The organism is Aeromonas sp. INTO2 (assembly GCF_049860605.1).
Lineage (GTDB): Bacteria > Pseudomonadota > Gammaproteobacteria > Enterobacterales > Aeromonadaceae > Aeromonas > Aeromonas caviae.
This window is the reverse complement of record NZ_CP187588.1, coordinates 194262-214268: the sequence shown is the minus strand read 5'-3', so window position 1 is coordinate 214268 and position 20007 is coordinate 194262. Positions and strand designations below refer to the sequence as shown.

Below are 20007 nucleotides of genomic sequence, written 5' to 3'. Positions count from 1 at the left end.
TGTTTTTTCAAGGTAACTTATAGGGCTTTTCCCATTAATTATGGGAGCTTCATCACAAAAAACGACAAGTCGTAAATAATTGATTTAAATCAATTTTATGACATACCGAAATAGTTTCAATTCTGTTAAACAAATACGCAACCCCGGAAATAAAGCCCTCGCATCTCGATTATTTCAATAAATGGCCAGGCTCATCCAAAAATCAATTTAAACCCAGTAAAAACACATGTTTATGCGGATTGACACCCCCACCAAAATCATTAGTTTATCTAATCAAAAGCCCATAGATTTTCTTGTTTGTCCCACCCGGAAAGAGCTCCTACAATGCGCCTCGCAGTGAGGGCATACCTCTGAATACAGGCCGGTCATTCCGGGTTCCCGGTACGTATTCGATGAACATTTCGAACCTGTTTGTTGGGATTAATGATGAAAAAGTTTGTTGCCAAGACCATCCGTTACTACAAGCTTTCTTTCGTTCAACTCTATCAAATGAACCGACTCTGAAGCCTCGCGACGGCTCCTCTGTTTTTTCCCGACCGGTCTGCAGACGCGCTCACTGTCTGTGAACATCCATCCTGAATTGTCTTTGCCCACCGCCTGTGCCGTGGGCTTTTTTTTGCCCGCAAAACAAAAAGCCGCCTCAAGGGCGGCTTTTTGGTTCATATCGCAACGTCTACTGATCTGCCGGTCGTTCCAGGCCAAAGTGTGCGTAGGCTCTCTGAGTTGCGATCCGCCCTCTGGGTGTACGTTGCAGATAGCCTTGCTGGATCAGATAAGGTTCCAGCACGTCTTCTATGGTGTCCTTCTCCTCACCGATGGCGGCGGCCAGGTTGTCGAGCCCGACTGGCCCCCCCATAAACTTGTCGATGACGGCCAACAATAGCTTGCGATCCATGAAGTCGAAACCTTCGTTGTCCACGTCCAGCATGTCCATGGCACGGGCCGCAATGGGTCCGTCAATTCGCCCGTCAGACTTCACCTGGGCAAAATCCCGTACCCGCCTTAACAAACGGTTAGCAATCCGCGGTGTCCCCCGGGAGCGACGGGCTACCTCGAGAGCGCCGTCTTCCGTCATGTCGAGCCCGAGGCAGCGGGCGCTGCGAGAGACGATGTCGGTCAGGTCCTTGACGTTGTAAAACTCGAGGCGCTGCACGATGCCAAACCGGTCACGCAGGGGGCTGGTGAGGGAGCCGGCCCGGGTGGTGGCACCGATCAGGGTGAAGGGAGGGAGATCGAGCTTGATGGAGCGGGCCGCCGGCCCCTCCCCTATCATGATGTCGAGCTGGTAGTCCTCCATGGCCGGATAGAGCACCTCCTCCACCACCGGGCTGAGACGGTGGATCTCGTCGATGAAGATCACATCGTTCGGTTCCAGGTTGGTGAGGAGCGCCGCCAGATCGCCGGCCTTCTCCAGCACGGGGCCCGAGGTGGTCTTGATGTTGACCCCCATCTCGTTGGCGACGATGTTGGCCAGCGTGGTCTTGCCAAGGCCGGGAGGCCCGAAGATCAGCAGATGATCGAGGGCCTCCCCGCGCTGGCGGGCGGCCTCGATGAAGATCTCCATCTGATCGCAGACGTGATCCTGTCCGGTGTAATCGGCCAGCTTTCTGGGCCGGATGGCCCGATCGATGATCTCGTCCTCACGGGCGGCACCGGCCGAGATGAGGCGATCCGCTTCAATCATTGTCTACCTCACACCAGGCTGCGCAGGGATTCACGAATGATCTCCTCTACCGACATGCCGTCGGCAGCCACCTTGCTGACGATCTGGCTGGCCTGCTGCGGCTTGTAGCCGAGGGCCACCAGTGCACTGGCCGCCTCCTCGCTCGCATCTGGGGCACGCAGCGGGCTCTCTTTCGCGGGCAGGGTGATTTCGGCCGGGGAGAAGAGATCGTGGCTGACCCAGCCCTTGAGGCGGTCTTTCATCTCCACCACCAGGCGCTCGGCGGTCTTCTTGCCCACGCCGGGCAACTTGACCAGGGAGCTTATCTCCTCGCGCTCGACGCTCATCACAAACTGGGTGGCCGTCATGCCGGAGAGAATGGCCAGGGCAAGCTTGGGGCCGACCCCGTTGGTCTTGATCAGCTCGCGAAACAGCGCCCGCTCCTGCTTGTGGTTGAAGCCGTAGAGCAGCTGGGCATCTTCACGCACCACGAAGTGGGTGTGAATGACGGCCTCCTTCCCGAGTTCGGGCAGATCATAGAAGCAGCTCATGGGCATATGAACCTCATATCCCACCCCTCCGACTTCCAGCAACACCTCGGGGGGTTGCTTCTCGATGATGACGCCTCTCAAGCGACCGATCATGTTCTTTTCCTCGCCACGCAGACTCTCGCAAATTGGGTCATAGCATAAAGAATAACTGGATAAGTATCCAGCATAGGTCCATGCAGATCATGGGATGACCCGCTCTTCATACCCGGCCATTTCCCTCGTTCAGAACACTGTCTGTCACTTTATTTTCCATCGGGGATGGCACATCTTCGTCATTGATTGAACACTGAAATGGTCTTGTTCGGCACTAGGGAAGGCTTGAATCATGAAAATCGTCACCACATCCAACCTCGGACTCACCATTCTGCTCGGCTGCACCCTGGGCATGGGGGCGATCGGCTGGTATGGCAGCCAGCGGCTGGCTGATCTGCTCTCCTACGTCCTGGGTGCCGCCTGGCAGACGGTGCCATGGAAGGCTCCATCGAACTCGGCAACCAGTCGCTCTATATCCAGAAAATGCTCTCGGGGATCCCCCTCGACGCACCGGAGCTGCAACGGGCAAAAGAGGCGGCCAGCGACGCTTTGCGCCGGGTGGAGCAAGGCGGGCTCATCGATGCGGCGGCCATCACCACGCTGAAGCAGCATGAGCAGACCTATCAGCAAGAGCAGGCACAGCTGCTGACCCTCTATCGCACCTTCACGAGCGCCGATGAGGCGCTGCGCGCCAGTTCTGAACGCATGTCACGCCTCTCGACCAGGCTGGAGGTGATCGGTGACGAGGCCGTCGAGAGCCTCACCCGCTCACCGGATCAGGCCATCAGCTGGAACGGCGGCCTCGCGACCCGCTGGCAGGCGGCCGATGGCGGCATGGAGGCCAACATCGGATTCCTGCGCCAGCTCTATGCGCTGGAGAAGATGCAGAGCGAAGGCCTCACTCCTGCCATCCAGGCCGAGCTGGCACAAGCCACCCGCTTCTATCAGGACGCGGTTGACGGCATGCTGGCAACCGGCCAGTTCGATGTGCCCGGTGACGGGGAGTTTGCAGGCCAAATGCTCTCCACCCAGTATCGTGCCCTGCAAGCCGACAATGCCCGCCAGATCCGTGAATGGACCACAGCCCTGAGCGCTTATCAGAACCAGCTGACCCGTTACGAACACAGTGCCGACCAGCTCAGGCTGGCGCTGGTCGAGGTCGAAGCCCAGGGGGACGCCACCGTCGAGGATCAGGTTCACCTGCTCAACGCCATCATCGACTACACCAGGGGACTCATCCTGGGGGGCTTGCTGCTCAGCCTGCTGATCGTCACCTGCTGCGGCTTCTGGCTGGTACGCACCATTGTTCGCCCGCTACTCCAGGTCGACAAGCGCATGCAGGACATCGCCGCCGGGGAAGGAGATCTCAATGCCCGCATCAACCTCTCACGCGACGACGAGATTGGCTCCCTGGCCGGCAGCGTGGATCGCTTCATCGAGAAGCTGCAGAAGATGATCAGCGCCACCATGGACAACAACCAGCACATCAACCAGCACGTGCACACCTCGGTCAACCGGGTCCAGGCCATCAGCCAGAGCAGCCGCCAGACCGCAGCGCATGCCCAGGCGCTGCACCACGACAGCGAGCAGATGGTGCAGGTGGCCACCACCATCTCGGGCAACTGCAACCTGGCGGCACACAACGCCAACGAGGTGCGCCAGCTCACCACGCAAAGCAGCCAGTATGTCTCCTCCGCCACCGCCGGCATGCAGCGGGTGGTCATGGAGGTGGGTGAATGTGCCGCCGCCATCAACGCCCTCAAGGAGCAGGCAGGGCAGATTGGCCTGATCATCTCCACCATCAGCAATATCTCGGAGCAGACCAACCTGCTGGCACTCAATGCCGCCATCGAAGCCGCCCGGGCGGGCGAGATGGGGCGCGGTTTTGCCGTGGTGGCCGACGAGGTGCGCACCCTGGCCAATCGCACCGCCACCTCCAGCGCCGAGATAACGGACGTGATCAACAGCATCCAGCAGCAGACAGAGCAGGCCTATCTGATGATGCAACGCAACCTGAAAACCGTGGAATCGGGTATGGCGGACTCCGATAACACCAAACAGATCCTGTTCAAGGTAGAAGAGGCCATCGATCAGCTCGCCGACATGGTGCAACAGGTGGCAGAGGCGACCAGCCAGCTCTCCCACACCCTGGGGCACACCACGGGCAAGGTTTCGGATATCAGCCTGCAAGCCCAGACGGGCGAACAGGAAGCCCAGGAGTGCCTGCAACTGGCCTCCTCCCTCCATCAGGCCAGCCAGCAGCAACAGCAGTTGCTGTCGCAATTTCGGGTCTAGTGCGGGCGGGGCAAGGCCCCCGCCCTCCCCCCAGCGCCGCTGAATTTAGCCCTTGGGCCGGGGGACTTCGCCTGTTAAAATTCCGCACTTGAAATTTTCCAGGGCCAAGCCGCCCGAACTAGCGAAGGTCTACCGCGATGCGTACCAGCCAATATCTGCTTTCCACTCTCAAGGAAACCCCCTCCGACGCTGAAGTTGTCAGCCACCAGCTGATGCTGCGCGCCGGGATGATCCGCAAACTCGCTTCCGGCATGTACGCCTGGCTGCCGACCGGCCTGCGGGTCCTGAAGAAGATTGAAAACATCGTCCGCGAAGAGATGAACAATGCGGGTGCCGTCGAAGTATCCATGCCGGTGGTACAGCCCGCCGAGCTGTGGCAGGAGTCCGGCCGCTGGGATGACTACGGCCCCGAGCTGTGCCGCCTGACCGACCGTCACAACCGCCCCTTCGTGCTGGGTCCGACCCACGAAGAGGTGATCACCGCGCTGGTCCGTTACGAAGTGAACAGCTACAAGCAACTGCCGCTGAATCTGTACCAAATCCAGACCAAGTTCCGCGATGAAGTGCGCCCCCGTTTCGGCGTGATGCGTGGCCGCGAATTCCTGATGAAGGATGCCTACTCTTTCCACATCGACAAGGCCTCCCTGGTCGATACCTATGAGAAGATGCACGCGGCCTACTGCACCGCCTTCACTCGTATGGGCCTGAACTTCCGCCCGGTGCAGGCCGATACCGGCTCCATCGGGGGCACCGGCTCCCACGAATTCCAGGTGCTGGCTGAGAGCGGTGAAGACTTGATCGCCTTCTCCGATACATCCGATTACGCCGCCAACATCGAGATGGCCGAAGCCCTGGCACCGGCTGGCGAGCGCGCTGCCGCAACCAAAGCCCTGACCAAGGTGGCCACCCCGGCTGTCCACACCATCGATGAAGTGGCCGCTTTCCTGAACGTGGCGCCGACCGCCATCGCCAAGACCCTGCTGGTACTGGCCGAGGAAGATGAGCACGGCAAACAGGCCGTCATCGCCCTGGTACTGCGTGGTGACCACGAGCTGAACGAAATCAAGGCCGAGAAGCTTTCTGGCGTGGCTAACCCGCTGACCTTCGCCAATGACGAGCAGATCAAGGCTGCCGCCGGTTGCGACGCAGGCTCCATCGGCCCGGTCGGCTTTGCCGGTCGCATCATCGTCGATCGCAGCGCCGCCCATCTGAGCGATTTTGTTTGCGGCGCCAACGAGACCGGTTTCCACCTGACCGGTGCCAACTGGGATCGCGACATCACCTCTTTTGAGGTTGCCGACCTGCGCAACGTGGTAGAAGGCGACCCCAGCCCGTGCGGCCAGGGCAAGCTGCTGCTCAAGCGCGGTATCGAAGTGGGCCACATCTTCCAGTTGGGCACCAAGTACTCCGAAGCGATGAAGGCGAGCGTGCTGAACGAAGGCGGCAAGTCCGTCACCATGGAAATGGGTTGCTACGGTATCGGGGTTTCCCGTCTGGTGGCGGCCGCCATCGAGCAGAACAACGACCAGTACGGCATCATCTGGCCGGATGCCATCGCCCCGTTCGAAGTGGCCATCGTGCCGATGAACATGCACAAGTCCGAGCGCGTGGCCGAGCAGGCGCAGCAGTTCTACGCCGAGCTCAAAGCCGCCGGTGTGGACGTGCTGTTTGACGACCGCAAGGAGCGCCCGGGTGTGATGTTCGCCGACATGGAGCTGATCGGTGTGCCCCACGCCATCGTCATCGGTGACCGTGGTCTCGACAACGGCGTGGTGGAGTACAAGTGCCGCCGCTCCGGCGAGAAGCAGGAAGTGGCGATCAAAGAGATCGTTGCCATGCTCAAGGCCAAGCTGGGTCGCTGATAACGCCGACACCGCCTTTCGCTTTTCATAGGAAAGCCCCGAGTGCCACGGCACTCGGGGCTTTTTATATGGCTCTCAGCCATGATGCACAAAAATGCGTCTCCAGCGTGAACCAATGAGATAACTGCATTGCCCTGTACACGGCACGGCTGATTTCCTAGACTGGCGCTCTTTACCCAGCTTGCCCGAGAAGTTATGTCCATCGCCTCAGCCAATACCGTTGTCGTGCTCGACTTCGAGACCACAGGGCTTTCACCCGGACAAGGGGATAGAGCCATCGAGATCGGTGCCGTCAGAATCAAGGATGGCCATATCAGTGAGCGTTTCTCGGCATTGATGAATCCGGGCTTCAACGTGAGCAGCTTCATCGAGCAATATACCGGGATCAGCAATGCCATGCTGAAACAGGCTCCCCCCTGTAACGAGGTGATGGCGGATTTCGTCGACTTTATCGGTGATGACAATCTGGTCGCCCACAACGCCTCCTTCGACAAGCGCTTTCTGGATGCGGAAATAGAGCGATTGCCGGCGCAATACCGCGGCCAGTTCGCCTGTTCCCTGCTGCTATCGAGGCGCCTGTTTCCCGATGCCCCGGATCACAAGCTGGGTACCCTGGTGCAATACCGGAGCCTGCCCAATGACGGGGTATTTCACCGTGCCCTGGCGGATGCCGAGGTGACGGCCCACCTCTGGCTTGCCTTGTTGGAAGAGCTGGCGTGTCGACATGGCATTATCGACCCGGACTTTGAATTGCTGCTGACCCTTGGCAAGAAGCCAAAACAGGTGATTCCATCCTTCCTGCGGGAATATGCGACTCGGAAATAATATGTGCCGACATGCATCATCAATCATCCATGCCATGTCGGCACTGAATTTACCCGCCTTCACATCCATGATGGCCCGGCGTAAAGAGAGGCAGGCAAGCAGATAATTTAGCACTGCACATCAATGAAAAAGCGCGCCAAGTGGCGCGCCTTTTGTTTCTGCTCTTCTGGGCGGCAAGAGCCGGAGCCCACTATCTCAACTATTGCGACCGATAAAGAGATCGGTCACATGGCAGCTGCTTCTCGCGGCCAGCGCATCCAGCATGTAGGCTGCAGCGTCTTCCGGCGTCATGAAGCCACTCGAATCCACGTGATCCGAATTCTCCCAGAACTCGCTGCGGATCCCGCTCGGATAGAGGTTCACCAGTCGCAGGGGAGCACTCTTCAGCTCGGCCCGCAAGGATTCGAGAAAGCCGCGCATGCCCCATTTGGAGGCGCAATAGAGGCTCTCGTTGGCCTTGCCGGTCTGGGCGGCGGAGGAGAGCACATTCGCCAGCACGCCGCCCTTGTCACCGATGAGGCGCACCGTCTGCTGGGCCACCAGTATGGTGGAGATGAGATTGCTCTCCACCACCCGGCGGATCTGCTCGGCGGTGTAGACACCCACCGGGCCGAACTCGCCGACACCGGCACAGTGGATCACCATGTCGGGCAGGCCGCCCCACTCCACCGCAGCGGCAAAGGCGACATCCACCTCTTCGTGGTGCGCCAGATCGGCGGCAATGCCGATCACCGCCTTGCCGAGCAGCTCTTCCTGCTCCTGCAGTTTCTGGTAACGGCGACCCATCATGGAAACCTGATGGCCGCGTTCAACCAGCCCTATGGTCAGGGCGCGGCCCAGTCCGGACCCCGCGCCAGTCACTATGATGTGGCCCATGTGTGCTCCTCAGGGAGATCAGAAGGTGAATTCACCACCGATGAACCAGCCGTCGATGGTCTGATCGACGCGATCGAAGTCCATCTCGGCCTCACGCCAGCCGGCGCGGATCTTGAGCGGCACGGAAGAGAACTTGTAGGAGCCGCCCAGACGGTAGTCGTAGTTGTCGGCATCCTGCACGCGGGCATCGCCGAAGGCGGCAAAGCCGGTCCCCGGGATGCGCACTTCGGCGCCGGTATAGGCCATCAGCACATCCTTGTCATAGGAGTAGTGCTGGGTGTTGAAATCACCGTCGTAGCGACGACCGGTCAGACCCAGATCGATCTGGAACAGGTCGTTGTTGAACAGGCGATAGTAGAGGCTCAGGTCGTAAGCCAGCAGATCGTTGTTGAAGCTGCCGCCGCTGCTGCTGAAGTCGGACATTTCGAACTTGGCGTTGGGCAGCAGCAGGATGCCGTGCTCCAGTTGCAGGTAGCCGCTCCAGTTGTAGTTCTCGTCGTAGCTGCCATCGGCACCCACGCTGCTGACCTGGCCACTTCCCTGGGCATTCCACAGATCGGCACCCGCCGCAAAACGCCAGTCATTGGCGGCCATGGCCCCATGGCTGAGCAGAGCCATCACAGTGCCGGCAATCAGGGTCTTCTTCATCACTTCGCTCCATTTTGGACTGGAAAGGCCATCATTTTACCCGCTGGGCAAGGAATACCTAGAGTAAAAAGCTGAACAAGCGTCCATAAATGTCAGTGCTTCATCCCTTTCATGGGTTCGACCGGCTTCACGGGCAGGCTCAGTGACAGCGTCTGCCCATCGTCCAGGGTCAGGGTCAGCGGGAAGGGCGTGCCCTGGGCCAAGGTATGGATGTCGAACAACATGATGTGCAGGCTGCCAGGCTTGAGCACGGCCTCCCCCTTGGCCGGGATCTCGATGCTCTCCACCTGGCGCATCTTCATGACGCCGTTCTCGTGCAAATGGGTGTGCAGCTCGACACGGCCCGCCTCAGGGGACGCTCCCGCCACCAGTTTCACCGGTTTGTCCCCATCGTTCCTGAGCACCATGAACGCCGCCGTGTTCGGCGAGCCAGGGGGCAGCAGGCGCACATAACCATCGACTGCGTCGACCTTGGCCAGGGCCGGGGTGGCCAGAAGCAGTGCCATGGTGGAATAAAACGCACGTTTAAACATGGTTGAAATCCTTTTATGATGTTGTTAAACGAGACAAAGCTTACCCCTGTGGCAAGCTTTTGACAGCCCCCGACAACAAGGATTCAGACATGGCCCTCACAATTCTGGCCGAACAGCAGGACGGCTTGCTCACCCTGACCTTCAATCGCCCGGAAAAGCGCAATGCCCTCAACACGGAGACGTATCTGGCGCTGACCGACGCACTGCGCCAGGCCGCCCGGGACGAAGAGGTCCATGTGCTGCTGTTGCAGGGCCAGGCGGAGTGCTTCACCGCCGGCAACGATCTGGCCGACTTTGTTGGCAAGCACGCCCTTGAGCCGGACGACCCCATCCTGCAATTTCTGCACACCCTGGCCGACTTTCCCAAACCGGTGATCGCCGCCGTGGGCGGCCCGGCAGTCGGCATCGGCACTACCCTGCTGCTGCACTGCGACCTGGTCTATCTGGGTGACAACGCCCGGCTGCAACTGCCTTTCGTCGAGCTGGGACTAGTGCCGGAGTTTGCCGCCAGCCTGCTGCTGCCACGCGCCGTCGGTCACCTCAAGGCGGCGGAGCTGTTGCTGCTGGCAGAGGCCATCGATGGGGAAGAGGCGCTGCGTCTCGGGCTCGCCAACCAGGTGCTGGCCCCGGCGGACCTGCTCCCCTTCGCTCGGGAGCAGGGACTGAAACTAGCGGCCAAGCCGCCGATGGCGCTCCAGAAGAGCAAGGCGCTGCTCAAGCAGGAGCTCAAACAGGCAGTGCATTTCGTCATCGACTTGGAAGCGCGCGCCTTCGCCCAGGCCCTGCAAGGGGAAGAGGCGCAAAGCCGCATCGCCAGCAAGCTGCAAAAACGGCGCTGAACTCAGTTGAGACGGAACCGGCCTATCAACTCGCAGCCCTGCACCCTGTCCTGCACCTGGATAAGCCGGGCGATCTCCGGATTGGGGTGGCGCTTCAAGAAGGAGAGCAGGGCGGCGCGGCAGCAGCCCAGCTCGCTGATGAGGGATTCGCACTCCCGGTTGGGGCACTGGGGCACCAGGGCGGTGACCAGCTCGGAGGCGAGCTTGAGGTAGCGCAGTTCATAGGCGGGCTCTTCCATGGCACGCCAGAAGTCAGCCATGCGGTGACAGGTGGCGACCCGCATGCTGGCCAGTTCGTCCAGATCCCCGGAGGCCAGCTCATAGACTTCCCCCAGGGCCTGCTGATAGAGGCAGATCGCCGTGCCCAGAGCCCCCATGCCAAGGGCATTCTCCGCCTCCAGCATGTAACGTTGCCAGTTCTGATGTTCCATGTTCCTCTCCTTTGCCGACACGAGTGGAGTCTGTATCATGGCCAATCGAGAACAAATATCAACCAGACCCTTTGTGCAGGATCCCTTAACCCGCCGTTCTGGGCTGATTGACGCGACACTGCTTGCCGGGGTAACCAGGCAGATCCGCCGCCTTGCTGCTGCACGCCAGCCGTTTGGCTTCGGCGAGGCGATCCGCGAGGTTGACCTCATCGATCGGCTGCCAGGCCATCTGCTGGCCGAGCCAGCTGGCCCAGGCAAACTCGACGAAGTAGACCTGACCCTTCTTGCTGAAGTAGCCCGCATCCTGCAACAGCCCCGCCAGGGTGCGGTAGGGATAATCCGGCAATTCACCGATATGACCAGGCAACTGCTCGGGAGTCAGGGGTTGACCCCGTTCATCCTTGAGCCAGGCCCAGTGGTTGTTCTGCATCTGGCTCCAGAAATTGGCCCTGTCCTGCAACCGTGCAATCACCTTGACCCTGACCTGCTTCACCCCCTGCTGCCACAGCGCCTTGGTCAGGTGGTGCCTGTCCACCAGCCAGTAACCCCCATCCGGCGCGATGACGATAGGGATCTCTTTCTTTTTCATCAGCTTGTCGAGCTGCTTCTCGCTCTTGTCCGCCAGCTCCCGGGCAGTGGTATCCACCTGCAACTGCCCCACGCCGCCCTGGGTGGGGTGCAGCGCCTCTATGTTCACCTCGCACCAGCTTCCCACCGGGCTGCTCTTCTCGCACGGGGCCAACGCCCAAGCGCCCTGGCTCAGCACGCAGACCAACAAGATCCATGCTCTCATCATTCTCTCCTTTTCCTGGCGCTCACGGCGCCCCTTCGTTGACAGCCGCATCGGATATCAATGGGACTCATGCTGGCGGTCTGACCAGCAAAGGGGATATCATGATTTCCCATCTGCCGGCGATGCATTCTCGCCGAGTTTTCTCCCCGCTTCACACATTTTGAAGGATTCACCATGAAAGGATGGAGCCCCCTGTTGGCCCTGCTGGGCTGTGCCTGCGTCCAGGCCGCCGATGTGCCGCCCGGCACCCCACTCGCCGCCGAACAGGCCGTCGTCCGTCATCTCAAGGATGAACCGGCGAGCCTGAGCCCTCTCAAGCTAGTGGGACTGCCGGAGCTGCAGGTCCTCAGAGACCTTTACGAGGGGCTGCTGACCCAGGGGCCGGACGGCAAGGTGCTGCCCGGGGTGGCATCCCGCTGGGACAACGAGGGGAACCAGACATTCACCTTCCACCTGAGGCCGGATGCCCGCTGGTCCAACGGCGACCCCGTGCGCGCCGCCGACTTCGTCTATGGCTGGCGCAAGCTGGTTGACCCCAGGGAAGCCGCCACTTTCGCCTGGTTTGCCCAGCTTGCCCGCTTCGACAAGGTGGACGACATAGTGGCAGGCAAGCTGGCCCCCGATGCGCTCGGGGTGGAGGCCGTCGATGACCATACCCTGAAGGTGACCCTCTCCCAGCCGGTGCCCTATTTCCTGAGCCTGCTGACCCATCCCAGCCTGTCGCCCCTGCACCAGGCCAGCATGGAACAATATGGCAACCAGTGGACCCAGCCCGGCAAGCTGGTGGGCAACGGCGCCTTCGTGCTGAGTCACCGGGTGGTGAACGAGAAACTGGAGCTGACGCCCAATCCCTACTACTGGGATCGCGCCCACACGGTGCTGACCCGCGTCACCTTCGTGCCCATCAACCAGGAGAGCGCAGCCACCCACCGCTATCTGGCCGGGGATCTGCACATCACCGAATCCTTCCCCAAGGAGCAGTACCAGAGCCTGATGGCCCAGATCCCGGGGGAAGTCTATACCCCGGAACAGCTTGGCACCTACTACTACGCCTTCAACACCCAGCGCCCGCCCCTCAATGATGTGCGGGTGCGCCAGGCGCTCTCCTACACCATCGACAGGGGCCTGATTGCCGACAAGGTGCTGGGCACCGGGGAGAAACCGGCCTACCACTTCACCCCGGACGTGACCGCCGACTTCGACCCCAAGCCCAATCTGCTCTCCACCAGCAGTCAGCAGGCGCTGGACGAGCGTGCCAGAGCCCTGCTGAAAGAAGCGGGCTACGGCCCAAGCAATCCCCTCAAGCTGACCCTGCTCTACAACACGGCGGAAATTCACAAGAAGATGGCGCTGGCCATCGCCAACCTGTGGAAACAGAAGCTAGGGGCCCGGGTCGAGCTCACCAACCAGGAGTGGAAAACCTATCTCGACAGCCGTCAAAGCGGCCAGTTCGAGGTGATCCGCTCCTCCTGGGTCGCCGATTACAACGACCCCTCCGCCTTCCTCGGGCTCTGGGGATCGGGCCACAGCGGCAACATGGCCCGGTTCGCCAACCCGGCTTACGACAAGCTGCTGGCGCAGGCGGCCAACAGTCAGGATCCCGCAGAACGGGCCCGCCTGTTCGATGAGGCCGAGGCCATCTTGCAGAAGGAGGCCCCCATCGCCCCCATCTACCAGTACACCAATGCCCGGCTCATCAAGCCCTGGCTCAAGGGGTATCCCATCAACAACCCGGAAGACGTGGCCTACAGCCGTCAGCTCTACCTCGTCAAACACTGAGTCCGGGGAGGGGTCGGGGCATCTGACCCCTCCTGGCACTGTTCCTGTTCAAGTTCCCGGCATAAAATGCCGCCTCTTTTCATTCATCAACCCCGTGATCCGATCCTGCCATGCGTGCTCTGCTCCTGATTGCCCTGTTTGTTGCCCTTCCCGCCAAGGCCGCCGATGAAACCGAATGCCGCCAGGCCTTCCTCGAATGGATGTTGAGCCAGCAGAAGCAGTTCAGCGACCGCAAGGCCAGCAAGATGGAGCGGCGCAATGCCGAGCGAGCCATCGATCAGGCCCGGGATGCCTTCGCCAAGCAGGAGAGTTTCTGCCAGGCCATGGCCTGGGTCGCCAGCGCAGAAGACAATGACCCCCGCTTCAAACCGAGGACGGGGGAGATCCACGACTTCACTCCCCGCGGCTGAACCCGCCATCTACGACTTTTTTCAGCCTTTCCCGTGTTGATTTATTGACCCAAGCCAAGGTGGTGTAACAGTCCGCATCTACAATGACGCCGTAACAATCACAAAAATAAAAAATAAATTTATCAGTTACTTGGCTCATTCAGGATGCGCACATGACCACAACCCGGCACGAAGGGGAGATCCGTTTCCCCGATCACATATCACTGATCTCGACCACGGATCCCGCCAGTCACATCACTTATGCCAACCAGCACTTTTGCGATGTGGCGGGCTACAGCGCGACCGAAATGGAAGGGGAGCCCCACAATCTGGTCCGCCACCCCGACATGCCCAAGGCCGCGTTCGCCGACATGTGGCGCCGCCTGCAACAAGGCAAGAGCTGGATGGGGCTGGTAAAGAACCGCGCCAAGAGTGGTCAGTTCTACTGGGTCAACGCCTACGTCACGCCGATTCTCAACGATCAGCAGCAGATCATCGAATACCAGTCTGTCCGCACCCGTCCCCAGGATCACGACATCGCCTGGGCAGAGCAGCTCTATGCCCGGATCCGTGACGGCAAGGCACTGCCCTGGCTGACCCGGCTGACCCTGGAGCCGGGGCAGCTGTGTCTGCTGCTCTCTGGCACCGCCCTGCTCGGCATGGGGGCCAGTCTGGTCACCGGCCAGCCGGGGTGGGGCGTCATCACCCTGCTCTGCTTGCTGGCCCAGATGGGACATGGCTGGCATCTGCAACGGCGGCTGGCCAGACTGCTGGCCACGGCGGGCGAGGAGCAGGGCAGCGCCCTTTGCCAGGTACTCTATGCCAGGCGTCAGGACAGCCTGGCCGCCCTTGAACTGCTGCTGCGCATGAAGAAGGCGGAGCTGCGCGCCGTGGTGGGTCGCAGCGCGGACACCAACCAGCAGATCCTGCAGGCGGCGGAGGATGACAGGGGGCATATCCAGACCATAGACACTCACCTGCAACAGCAGCGGGCCCAGAGCGAGCAACTGGCGGCGGCCATCACCCAGATGAGTCAGTCCATCCGCGATGTGGCTGACAATGCCCACCAGGCCAATGCGCTGGTGGGCGAGGTCCAGCAGGTGTCCGCCAGTGGCCAGCAGGCGCTGGCCACCACCCGGGATTCGGTCGACAGGCTTCATCAGGAGCTGGACGCCAGCCAGGGCGTGCTGGCGCGCCTGACCCAGGACAGCCAGAAGATCAACGGCATTCTGGAGGTGATCGGGCAGATTGCGGATCAGACCAACCTGCTCTCCCTCAATGCGGCCATCGAGGCGGCACGGGCCGGTGAACAGGGGCGCGGCTTTGCGGTGGTGGCCGACGAGATACGGGCCCTGGCCCAGAAGACCCGCAGCTCCACCGGCGAGATAAGCGACATGATAGGGGCGCTGCAACAGAGCACCCGGCAACTGTCCGATGGCATGGAGCAGGGGGCCCAGACATCAGTGCTCTGTCAGCAGCACATGGGGGCCACCGCCGAGGTGCTCGACCAGATCAACCGGATGCTGGCCCGGGTGACCCACACCAGCGACGAGATAGCCCAGGCGGTGAGCCAGCAGGCGGATGTCACCAGCACCCTGGATCAGGGGATCCACCAGATCCACCAACTGGCGAGCCACACCGCGGACAACAGCCGTCAAGCCCTCGATGGCATCACCCTGCTGGTGGAGCGGCTGCAAAACCTCTCCCGCCTGATCAACCAGTTCCACGACTGACCCCCTTGCCGTGTAGTTTGGCGCGCCCCCAGGCGCGCTGCCGATCTCTCCTCTCCTTCACGACGACAGGCTCCCGCCGGGGGCAGGAAGTCCGTCTCAGGATTTGCCCTTGAACTGCTTGATGCTGCGCTTGCCCTGGGTGCGACGGTTCGCCTGCTTGTCTCTTGGCGCCCGTTTGCTCTCCCCGCTGGCGGGTTTGTCGGTCACCGGGAAACCTGCCAGCGCCGCCAGGGGCAGGGGGCGACCGGTCAGGGCCCGGATCCCCTCGAGCGCCTCCCCATCCCCGTGACAGGTAAGGGAGATGGCCAGACCGCTCTGTCCGGCACGGGCGGTACGACCGATACGATGCACGTAGACGGGCGCATGCTCCGGCAGATCCAGATTGATCACCACGGGCAATGCCTCCACGTGGATGCCGCGCGCCATCAGGTCCGTGGCCACCAGCACCCGCACCCTGCCCTCCTTGAAATCCGCCAGCGCCTGCTCCCGCGTGGCCTGATCCTTGTTTCCGTGCAGGGCCGCCACCGTCATGCCAGCCCTGGCGAGTTTCTTGGCCACCCCGTCCGCGTCGTCCCTGGCACTGATGAAGACCAGCACCTGGGGCCACTCTCCGGCCTCCAGCAGGGCGATCAGCGCAGGCACCTTGCTGCTCCTGTTGACCAGATAGAGCCGCTCCTCGATGTCGTTCACCAGGCTGTTGAGCGGCTCGGCCTCGATGCGCACCGGATCCTGCAGCAGGCCCGAGGCCAGGCTCTCCAGCTCGACCGGCAAGGTGGCGGAGAAGAGCAACTGCTGCCGCGCCTCCGGCATTGCCTTCATCAGCCACTGGATATCGGGCCAGAACCCCATCTCCAGCAGGCGATCCGCCTCATCCAGCACCAGCATGCGCAGGGCACCCAGTCCCAGCGTCTGCTGGGCCAGCAAGTCCCGCAACCGTCCGGGTGTCGCCACCAGCAGTTGGGGGCCGAGAGCCAGTTCCCGCTCCTGCCACTCCTGGGCCACCCCGCCACACAGGGTCAGAAGGCGCACCCCCAACCCGTCGGCAATCTCCTGCAGGGCGGCGCTCACCTGGCTTGCCAGCTCCCGGGTGGGGACCAGTACCAATCCCTGTACCCGGTCGCTGGCTGCGTCCAGCCTCTGCAGCAGCGGCAGGCCGAATGCCAGGGTCTTGCCACTGCCGGTCCTGGCCAGGGCAAGCAGATCCCGTCCTGACAAGGCAGCAGGAATGGCTAGCTGCTGAATGGGGGTCGGTTTTTCCAGCGCGGCGGGCAGCAGGGGCAACAGGGCGGGGGCAAGGGCGAGTTCGTCAAACGTCATGGGGATCGCAGATACAGGCTGAACGAGGATGTGGAGGCGAAGTCTAGCCAGACCCACCCCATAAGTAAAAGGTTCGGGAGCGCAATAAAAACGGCCTGCCCCGTGTGAACGGGGCAGGCCGTCAGGCAATCAGCCTGTGGCGCGACTTACAGAACGGCCAGGGCGGCGGCGTAGTTCGGCTCGTCGGCGACTTCGGCCACCAGCTCGCTGTGCAACACCTTGTCGTGCTCATCCAGTACCACGATGGCACGGGCAGCCAGACCCACCAGCGGGCCGGAGGAGAAGGCCACGCCGTAGTCCTGCAGGAAGGAGACGCCACGCAGGGTGGAGAGGTTCACCACCTTGTCCAGACCCTCGGCGCCGCAGAAACGGGCCTGGGCGAACGGCAGGTCGGCAGAGATGCACAGCACGACGGTGTTGTTCAGGGCGCTTGCCTGCTCGTTGAACTTGCGCACGGAAGTGGCGCAGGTCGGGGTGTCGACGCTCGGGAAGATGTTCAGGATCTTGCGCTTGCCGGCGAAGGTCGCCAGAGTCGCATCGGACAGATCGCCAGCAACCAGGGAGAAGGGCTTGGCCTGCTCACCGGCAACGGGGAAGTGGCCGGAGACGGAGACGGGGTTGCCTTGCAGGGTGACGGTATTGCTCATGTTAGGTCCTTGATGATTGATGTGGGATCCAGGGTCCCCAGTATAGGCCCGCCACGGGATGACAAACACCCGCTAATGAAAGGGATTTGGCATCCCTTAGCGTCCCCCCTGCTCCAGGGGCAGATCAGCGGCCACTGACATGGACCCGGACAAAGAGGAGAAGAGGGCTTGACCTTGGACTTTACACCAAGGTTTACACTCGGCTCAGTCATCCAGGATCCCGCAGGGGCGGGATCCCTCAAGAGGAACGCATCATGAGCAAATCCTGCTGCAGCCATCAACACGCCGCCGCCCCCATCAAGGCCGTCAGCAAGGCCGCCACCCCAGAGGCCGGGCACAGCCACACCAGCCACTGCTGCGACAACGCGACACAGGCCAGTGGCGTCGCCAACCCGACCCGCCACGATCATCAGGGGCAAAGTGGCGCAGACGGCCCGGGGGATGAAGAGCCCCCCAGAGGCGCTTGCGCCACCGACACAGCCCACGACCACGATCATCATGAGCAGGGGCACGAGCACGCCCACACGGCCGCCGCGACCGAGCCGCCGCTGACGACCCCCGAGCAAAACAGCCGCCGCCACAGCTGGCAGGTGCTGGGCATGGATTGTCCCAGCTGTGCCCGCAAGATAGAGACCGCCGTCAGCCGGGTGGAGGGCGTACAACAGGCTCGGGTGCTGTTTGCCACCGAGAAGCTGGTGGTGGATCTGGCCCCCGGCCTCTCCCCCGACCCCGTCACCGCCGCCGTGCTGGCCGCCGGCTTCCAGCTCAAAGGAGGCGCTCAGAACACGGCTCGCAGCGAACCGGGCCGCAGCCCGCAGATGCAGAGGGTCAGCAACCTGCTCGGCAAATACTGGCAGCCCCTGTCGCTCGCCGGCTTGATGGGGGTGGCGGCCCTGCTGCCGAGCCAGATCGGTCAGCCGCTCTTTACCCTGGCCACCCTCTGGGGGCTGTGGCCCGTCGCCCGCAAGGCGTGGGCACTGACCAGAAGCGGCTCCCCCTTCGCCATCGAGACCCTGATGACGGTCGCCGCCATCGGCGCCCTCTTCCTCGGCGAAACCGCCGAAGCGGCCATGGTGCTGCTGCTGTTCATGCTGGGGGAACATCTGGAAGCCTACGCCGCCGGCCGTGCCCGCGCCGGGGTCACCGCCCTGATGGCGCTGGTGCCCGACAAGGCGCTGCGCATCCGCACCACTGCCGATGGCGAAGTGCGGGAAGAGGTCGCTGCCGACCAGCTGCGCCCCGGTGACATCATCGAAATCGCCCCGGGTGCCCGCCTGGCCGCCGATGCCCGCCTGCTCGACCCCCTCGGCGCCTTTGACGAGAGCGCCCTGACCGGCGAATCCATCCCGGTGGAGCGCCGCCGGGGTGACAAGGTCCCCGCCGGCAGTCTGGCGGCGGATCGGGTGCTGCGCCTCGAGGTGGTGTCCGAACCCGGCAACAACGCCATCGACCGCATCCTGCACCTCATCGAGGAGGCCGAGACCCAGCGCGCTCCCATCGAGCGCTTCATCGACCGCTTCAGTCGCTGGTATACCCCGGCCATGATGCTGGTCGCCCTGCTGGTGGTGCTGGTACCGCCGCTCGCCTTCGGCCAGAGCTGGGACGAGTGGGTCTATCGCGGGCTGGCGCTGCTGCTCATCGGTTGCCCCTGCGCCCTGGTCATCTCCACCCCGGCGGCGGTCACCTCGGCGCTGGCGGCAGCCACCCGGCAGGGGGCCCTCATCAAGGGGGGCGCCGCGCTGGAGCGCCTCGCCCACATCGATACCCTGGCCTTCGACAAGACCGGCACCCTGACCCTGGGCAAGCCGCAGCTGACCGAACTGGTGAGCCTCAATGGCCAGCCTGAGGCCGACCTGCTGGCACTGGCGGCCGCCATCGAACAGGGCTCCCACCACCCGCTGGCCCGCGCCGTGGTGACGGCGGCCAGTGAACGGGGCCTCAACCTCGCCGCCGCCCAGGATCTGCGCGCCCTGCCCGGCATGGGGGTAGAGGGTCGCATCGACGGTACCCTCTGGCAGTTGCTGGCACCGAGCCGGGTCGCCACCCTGGATGCGGCGATGCAGGCCCGGGTCGCCACCCTGGAGCAGCAAGGCAAGACAGTGGTGGTGCTCGGTCAGCCTGACGTCGCCCCGGCCGCCCTGCTGGCCCTGCGCGACCAGATCCGGCCGGAGGCGGCTGCGGCGCTGCAAGAGCTGAGCGAGCTTGGTCTCAAGAGCATCATGCTGACCGGTGACAACCCCCGCGCCGCCGAGGCCATCGCCGGCGAGCTCGGCATGGGCTGGCGCGCCGGCCTGCTGCCGGAGGGCAAGGTCGATGAGATCGCCAAGCTCGGCCTCAGCCAGAAAGTCGCGATGATCGGCGACGGCATCAACGACGCCCCGGCCATGAAGCGGGCCAACATCGGCATCGCCATGGGAGGCGGCACCGACGTGGCGCTGGAAACCGCCGATGCGGCGCTGACCCACAACCAGCTCGGCGGGGTCGCCGCCATGATCCGGCTCTCCCGCGCGGCACTGGCCAACATCCACCAGAACATCGCGCTGGCGCTGGGGCTCAAGGCCATCTTCCTGGTCACCAGCCTGCTCGGCATCACCGGCCTGTGGATTGCGGTGCTGGCCGACACCGGCGCCACCGCCCTGGTCACCGCCAACGCCCTGCGCCTGCTGCGAAAACGCTAGGCCGGCCGTTAACGGTACAACCAACAGCCGCTCCAACGGGGCGGCTTTTTTATTGCCTCGCCCACGAGCAAAGAAAAAGCGCGGCTGCCGGTCGGCAGTCGCGCTTTGCTTACTC

Annotated in this window: 17 protein-coding genes and 1 pseudogene; 8 read left to right on the top strand and 10 right to left on the bottom strand. The window is 62.5% G+C overall.

What is annotated here, in order from left to right; translation table 11 throughout:
- Positions 1–420: 420 nt before the first annotated feature.
- The 3 genes from ACPW74_RS01090 to ruvA are packed head-to-tail and all read right to left on the bottom strand — an operon-like array spanning position 421 to position 2307.
- Positions 421–663: a hypothetical protein gene (locus tag ACPW74_RS01090; protein WP_029313687.1), complete on the bottom strand. Its 243-nt coding sequence runs from the start codon at positions 661–663 to the stop codon at positions 421–423.
- Between the two features lie 10 nt (positions 664–673).
- The gene (gene ruvB / locus ACPW74_RS01085) at positions 674–1684 is read right to left on the bottom strand and encodes a Holliday junction branch migration DNA helicase RuvB (protein WP_257707236.1); all 1011 of its coding nucleotides are present in this window, start codon (positions 1682–1684) and stop codon (positions 674–676) included.
- An 8-nt stretch (positions 1685–1692) separates the two neighbouring features.
- Positions 1693–2307 (bottom strand): Holliday junction branch migration protein RuvA, encoded by a 615-nt coding sequence (gene ruvA, locus ACPW74_RS01080; RefSeq protein ID WP_010672867.1) that lies wholly within the window; start codon positions 2305–2307, stop codon positions 1693–1695.
- A gap of 232 nt (positions 2308–2539) precedes the next feature.
- Between ruvA and ACPW74_RS01075 the strand changes: the two are divergent.
- From ACPW74_RS01075 to ACPW74_RS01065, 3 genes and pseudogenes are all read left to right on the top strand, one after another.
- Positions 2540–4542: pseudogene (locus tag ACPW74_RS01075) on the top strand (methyl-accepting chemotaxis protein).
- Positions 4543–4679: 137 nt separating this feature from the next.
- Entirely contained in the window at positions 4680–6404 is a 1725-nt protein-coding gene (locus ACPW74_RS01070; protein WP_052814434.1) for a proline--tRNA ligase, read from the top strand.
- Positions 6405–6599: 195 nt separating this feature from the next.
- Positions 6600–7229 (top strand): 3'-5' exonuclease, encoded by a 630-nt coding sequence (locus tag ACPW74_RS01065; RefSeq protein ID WP_039039479.1) that lies wholly within the window; start codon positions 6600–6602, stop codon positions 7227–7229.
- A 195-nt stretch (positions 7230–7424) separates the two neighbouring features.
- Here the strand turns inward: ACPW74_RS01065 and ACPW74_RS01060 are convergent, their stop codons facing one another.
- The 3 genes from ACPW74_RS01060 to ACPW74_RS01050 form a co-directional block, all read right to left on the bottom strand.
- Positions 7425–8105: an SDR family oxidoreductase gene (locus ACPW74_RS01060; protein ID WP_041214522.1), complete on the bottom strand. Its 681-nt coding sequence runs from the start codon at positions 8103–8105 to the stop codon at positions 7425–7427.
- A gap of 18 nt (positions 8106–8123) precedes the next feature.
- On the bottom strand, positions 8124–8753 hold the full coding sequence (locus tag ACPW74_RS01055) for a TIGR04219 family outer membrane beta-barrel protein (protein WP_043155850.1): 630 nt from the start codon (positions 8751–8753) through the stop codon (positions 8124–8126).
- 92 nt (positions 8754–8845) lie between these two features.
- A complete protein-coding gene (locus tag ACPW74_RS01050; protein WP_052814961.1) occupies positions 8846–9286 on the bottom strand; it encodes a copper chaperone PCu(A)C in 441 nt (146 codons plus the stop codon).
- Between the two features lie 89 nt (positions 9287–9375).
- On the opposite strand from ACPW74_RS01050, the gene ACPW74_RS01045 reads away from it, so the two are divergent.
- On the top strand, positions 9376–10125 hold the full coding sequence (locus tag ACPW74_RS01045; RefSeq protein WP_180344762.1) for an enoyl-CoA hydratase-related protein: 750 nt from the start codon (positions 9376–9378) through the stop codon (positions 10123–10125).
- A gap of 2 nt (positions 10126–10127) precedes the next feature.
- On the opposite strand, the gene ACPW74_RS01040 is transcribed toward ACPW74_RS01045, so the two are convergent.
- The gene (locus tag ACPW74_RS01040; protein WP_010672859.1) at positions 10128–10556 is read right to left on the bottom strand and encodes a DUF2753 family protein; all 429 of its coding nucleotides are present in this window, start codon (positions 10554–10556) and stop codon (positions 10128–10130) included.
- Between the two features lie 85 nt (positions 10557–10641).
- Positions 10642–11349 (bottom strand): ParB-like protein, encoded by a 708-nt coding sequence (locus tag ACPW74_RS01035; protein ID WP_223954841.1) that lies wholly within the window; start codon positions 11347–11349, stop codon positions 10642–10644.
- A gap of 174 nt (positions 11350–11523) precedes the next feature.
- On the opposite strand from ACPW74_RS01035, the gene ACPW74_RS01030 reads away from it, so the two are divergent.
- From ACPW74_RS01030 to ACPW74_RS01020, 3 genes are all read left to right on the top strand, one after another.
- Positions 11524–13128 (top strand): peptide ABC transporter substrate-binding protein, encoded by a 1605-nt coding sequence (locus ACPW74_RS01030; protein ID WP_045523355.1) that lies wholly within the window; start codon positions 11524–11526, stop codon positions 13126–13128.
- A gap of 110 nt (positions 13129–13238) precedes the next feature.
- On the top strand, positions 13239–13538 hold the full coding sequence (locus ACPW74_RS01025) for a hypothetical protein (protein ID WP_010672856.1): 300 nt from the start codon (positions 13239–13241) through the stop codon (positions 13536–13538).
- A 152-nt stretch (positions 13539–13690) separates the two neighbouring features.
- The gene (locus ACPW74_RS01020) at positions 13691–15250 is read left to right on the top strand and encodes a methyl-accepting chemotaxis protein (RefSeq protein ID WP_210600064.1); all 1560 of its coding nucleotides are present in this window, start codon (positions 13691–13693) and stop codon (positions 15248–15250) included.
- 96 nt (positions 15251–15346) lie between these two features.
- On the opposite strand, the gene ACPW74_RS01015 is transcribed toward ACPW74_RS01020, so the two are convergent.
- Together ACPW74_RS01015 and tpx are read right to left on the bottom strand one after the other, a co-directional pair.
- Complete coding sequence (locus tag ACPW74_RS01015) at positions 15347–16567, bottom strand: DEAD/DEAH box helicase (protein ID WP_279981154.1); 1221 nt, start codon at positions 16565–16567, stop codon at positions 15347–15349.
- Positions 16568–16713: 146 nt separating this feature from the next.
- Positions 16714–17214 carry a thiol peroxidase gene (gene tpx, locus ACPW74_RS01010; protein ID WP_010672853.1) on the bottom strand — a complete coding sequence of 167 codons (501 nt, stop codon included), beginning with the start codon at positions 17212–17214 and terminating at the stop codon, positions 16714–16716.
- Between the two features lie 254 nt (positions 17215–17468).
- Here tpx and ACPW74_RS01005 point away from each other — a divergent pair, with 254 nt between their 5' ends.
- Entirely contained in the window at positions 17469–19892 is a 2424-nt protein-coding gene (locus ACPW74_RS01005; RefSeq protein ID WP_279981153.1) for a zinc/cadmium/mercury/lead-transporting ATPase, read from the top strand.
- The last annotated feature ends 115 nt before the right edge of the window (positions 19893–20007 follow it).

Excerpts from the sequence above, each read along its gene's own strand:
- ACPW74_RS01090 (WP_029313687.1), bottom strand. The coding sequence starts at position 663 with ATGAACCAAAAAGCCGCCCTTGAGGCGGCTTTTTGTTTTGCGGGCAAA.
- ruvB (WP_257707236.1), bottom strand. The coding sequence starts at position 1,684 with ATGATTGAAGCGGATCGCCTCATCTCGGCCGGTGCCGCCCGTGAGGAC.
- ruvA (WP_010672867.1), bottom strand. The coding sequence starts at position 2,307 with ATGATCGGTCGCTTGAGAGGCGTCATCATCGAGAAGCAACCCCCCGAG.
- ACPW74_RS01070 (WP_052814434.1), top strand. The coding sequence starts at position 4,680 with ATGCGTACCAGCCAATATCTGCTTTCCACTCTCAAGGAAACCCCCTCC.
- ACPW74_RS01065 (WP_039039479.1), top strand. The coding sequence starts at position 6,600 with ATGTCCATCGCCTCAGCCAATACCGTTGTCGTGCTCGACTTCGAGACC.
- ACPW74_RS01060 (WP_041214522.1), bottom strand. The coding sequence starts at position 8,105 with ATGGGCCACATCATAGTGACTGGCGCGGGGTCCGGACTGGGCCGCGCC.
- ACPW74_RS01055 (WP_043155850.1), bottom strand. The coding sequence starts at position 8,753 with ATGAAGAAGACCCTGATTGCCGGCACTGTGATGGCTCTGCTCAGCCAT.
- ACPW74_RS01050 (WP_052814961.1), bottom strand. The coding sequence starts at position 9,286 with ATGTTTAAACGTGCGTTTTATTCCACCATGGCACTGCTTCTGGCCACC.
- ACPW74_RS01045 (WP_180344762.1), top strand. The coding sequence starts at position 9,376 with ATGGCCCTCACAATTCTGGCCGAACAGCAGGACGGCTTGCTCACCCTG.
- ACPW74_RS01040 (WP_010672859.1), bottom strand. The coding sequence starts at position 10,556 with ATGGAACATCAGAACTGGCAACGTTACATGCTGGAGGCGGAGAATGCC.
- ACPW74_RS01035 (WP_223954841.1), bottom strand. The coding sequence starts at position 11,349 with ATGAGAGCATGGATCTTGTTGGTCTGCGTGCTGAGCCAGGGCGCTTGG.
- ACPW74_RS01030 (WP_045523355.1), top strand. The coding sequence starts at position 11,524 with ATGAAAGGATGGAGCCCCCTGTTGGCCCTGCTGGGCTGTGCCTGCGTC.
- ACPW74_RS01025 (WP_010672856.1), top strand. The coding sequence starts at position 13,239 with ATGCGTGCTCTGCTCCTGATTGCCCTGTTTGTTGCCCTTCCCGCCAAG.
- ACPW74_RS01020 (WP_210600064.1), top strand. The coding sequence starts at position 13,691 with ATGACCACAACCCGGCACGAAGGGGAGATCCGTTTCCCCGATCACATA.
- ACPW74_RS01015 (WP_279981154.1), bottom strand. The coding sequence starts at position 16,567 with ATGACGTTTGACGAACTCGCCCTTGCCCCCGCCCTGTTGCCCCTGCTG.
- tpx (WP_010672853.1), bottom strand. The coding sequence starts at position 17,214 with ATGAGCAATACCGTCACCCTGCAAGGCAACCCCGTCTCCGTCTCCGGC.
- ACPW74_RS01005 (WP_279981153.1), top strand. The coding sequence starts at position 17,469 with ATGAGCAAATCCTGCTGCAGCCATCAACACGCCGCCGCCCCCATCAAG.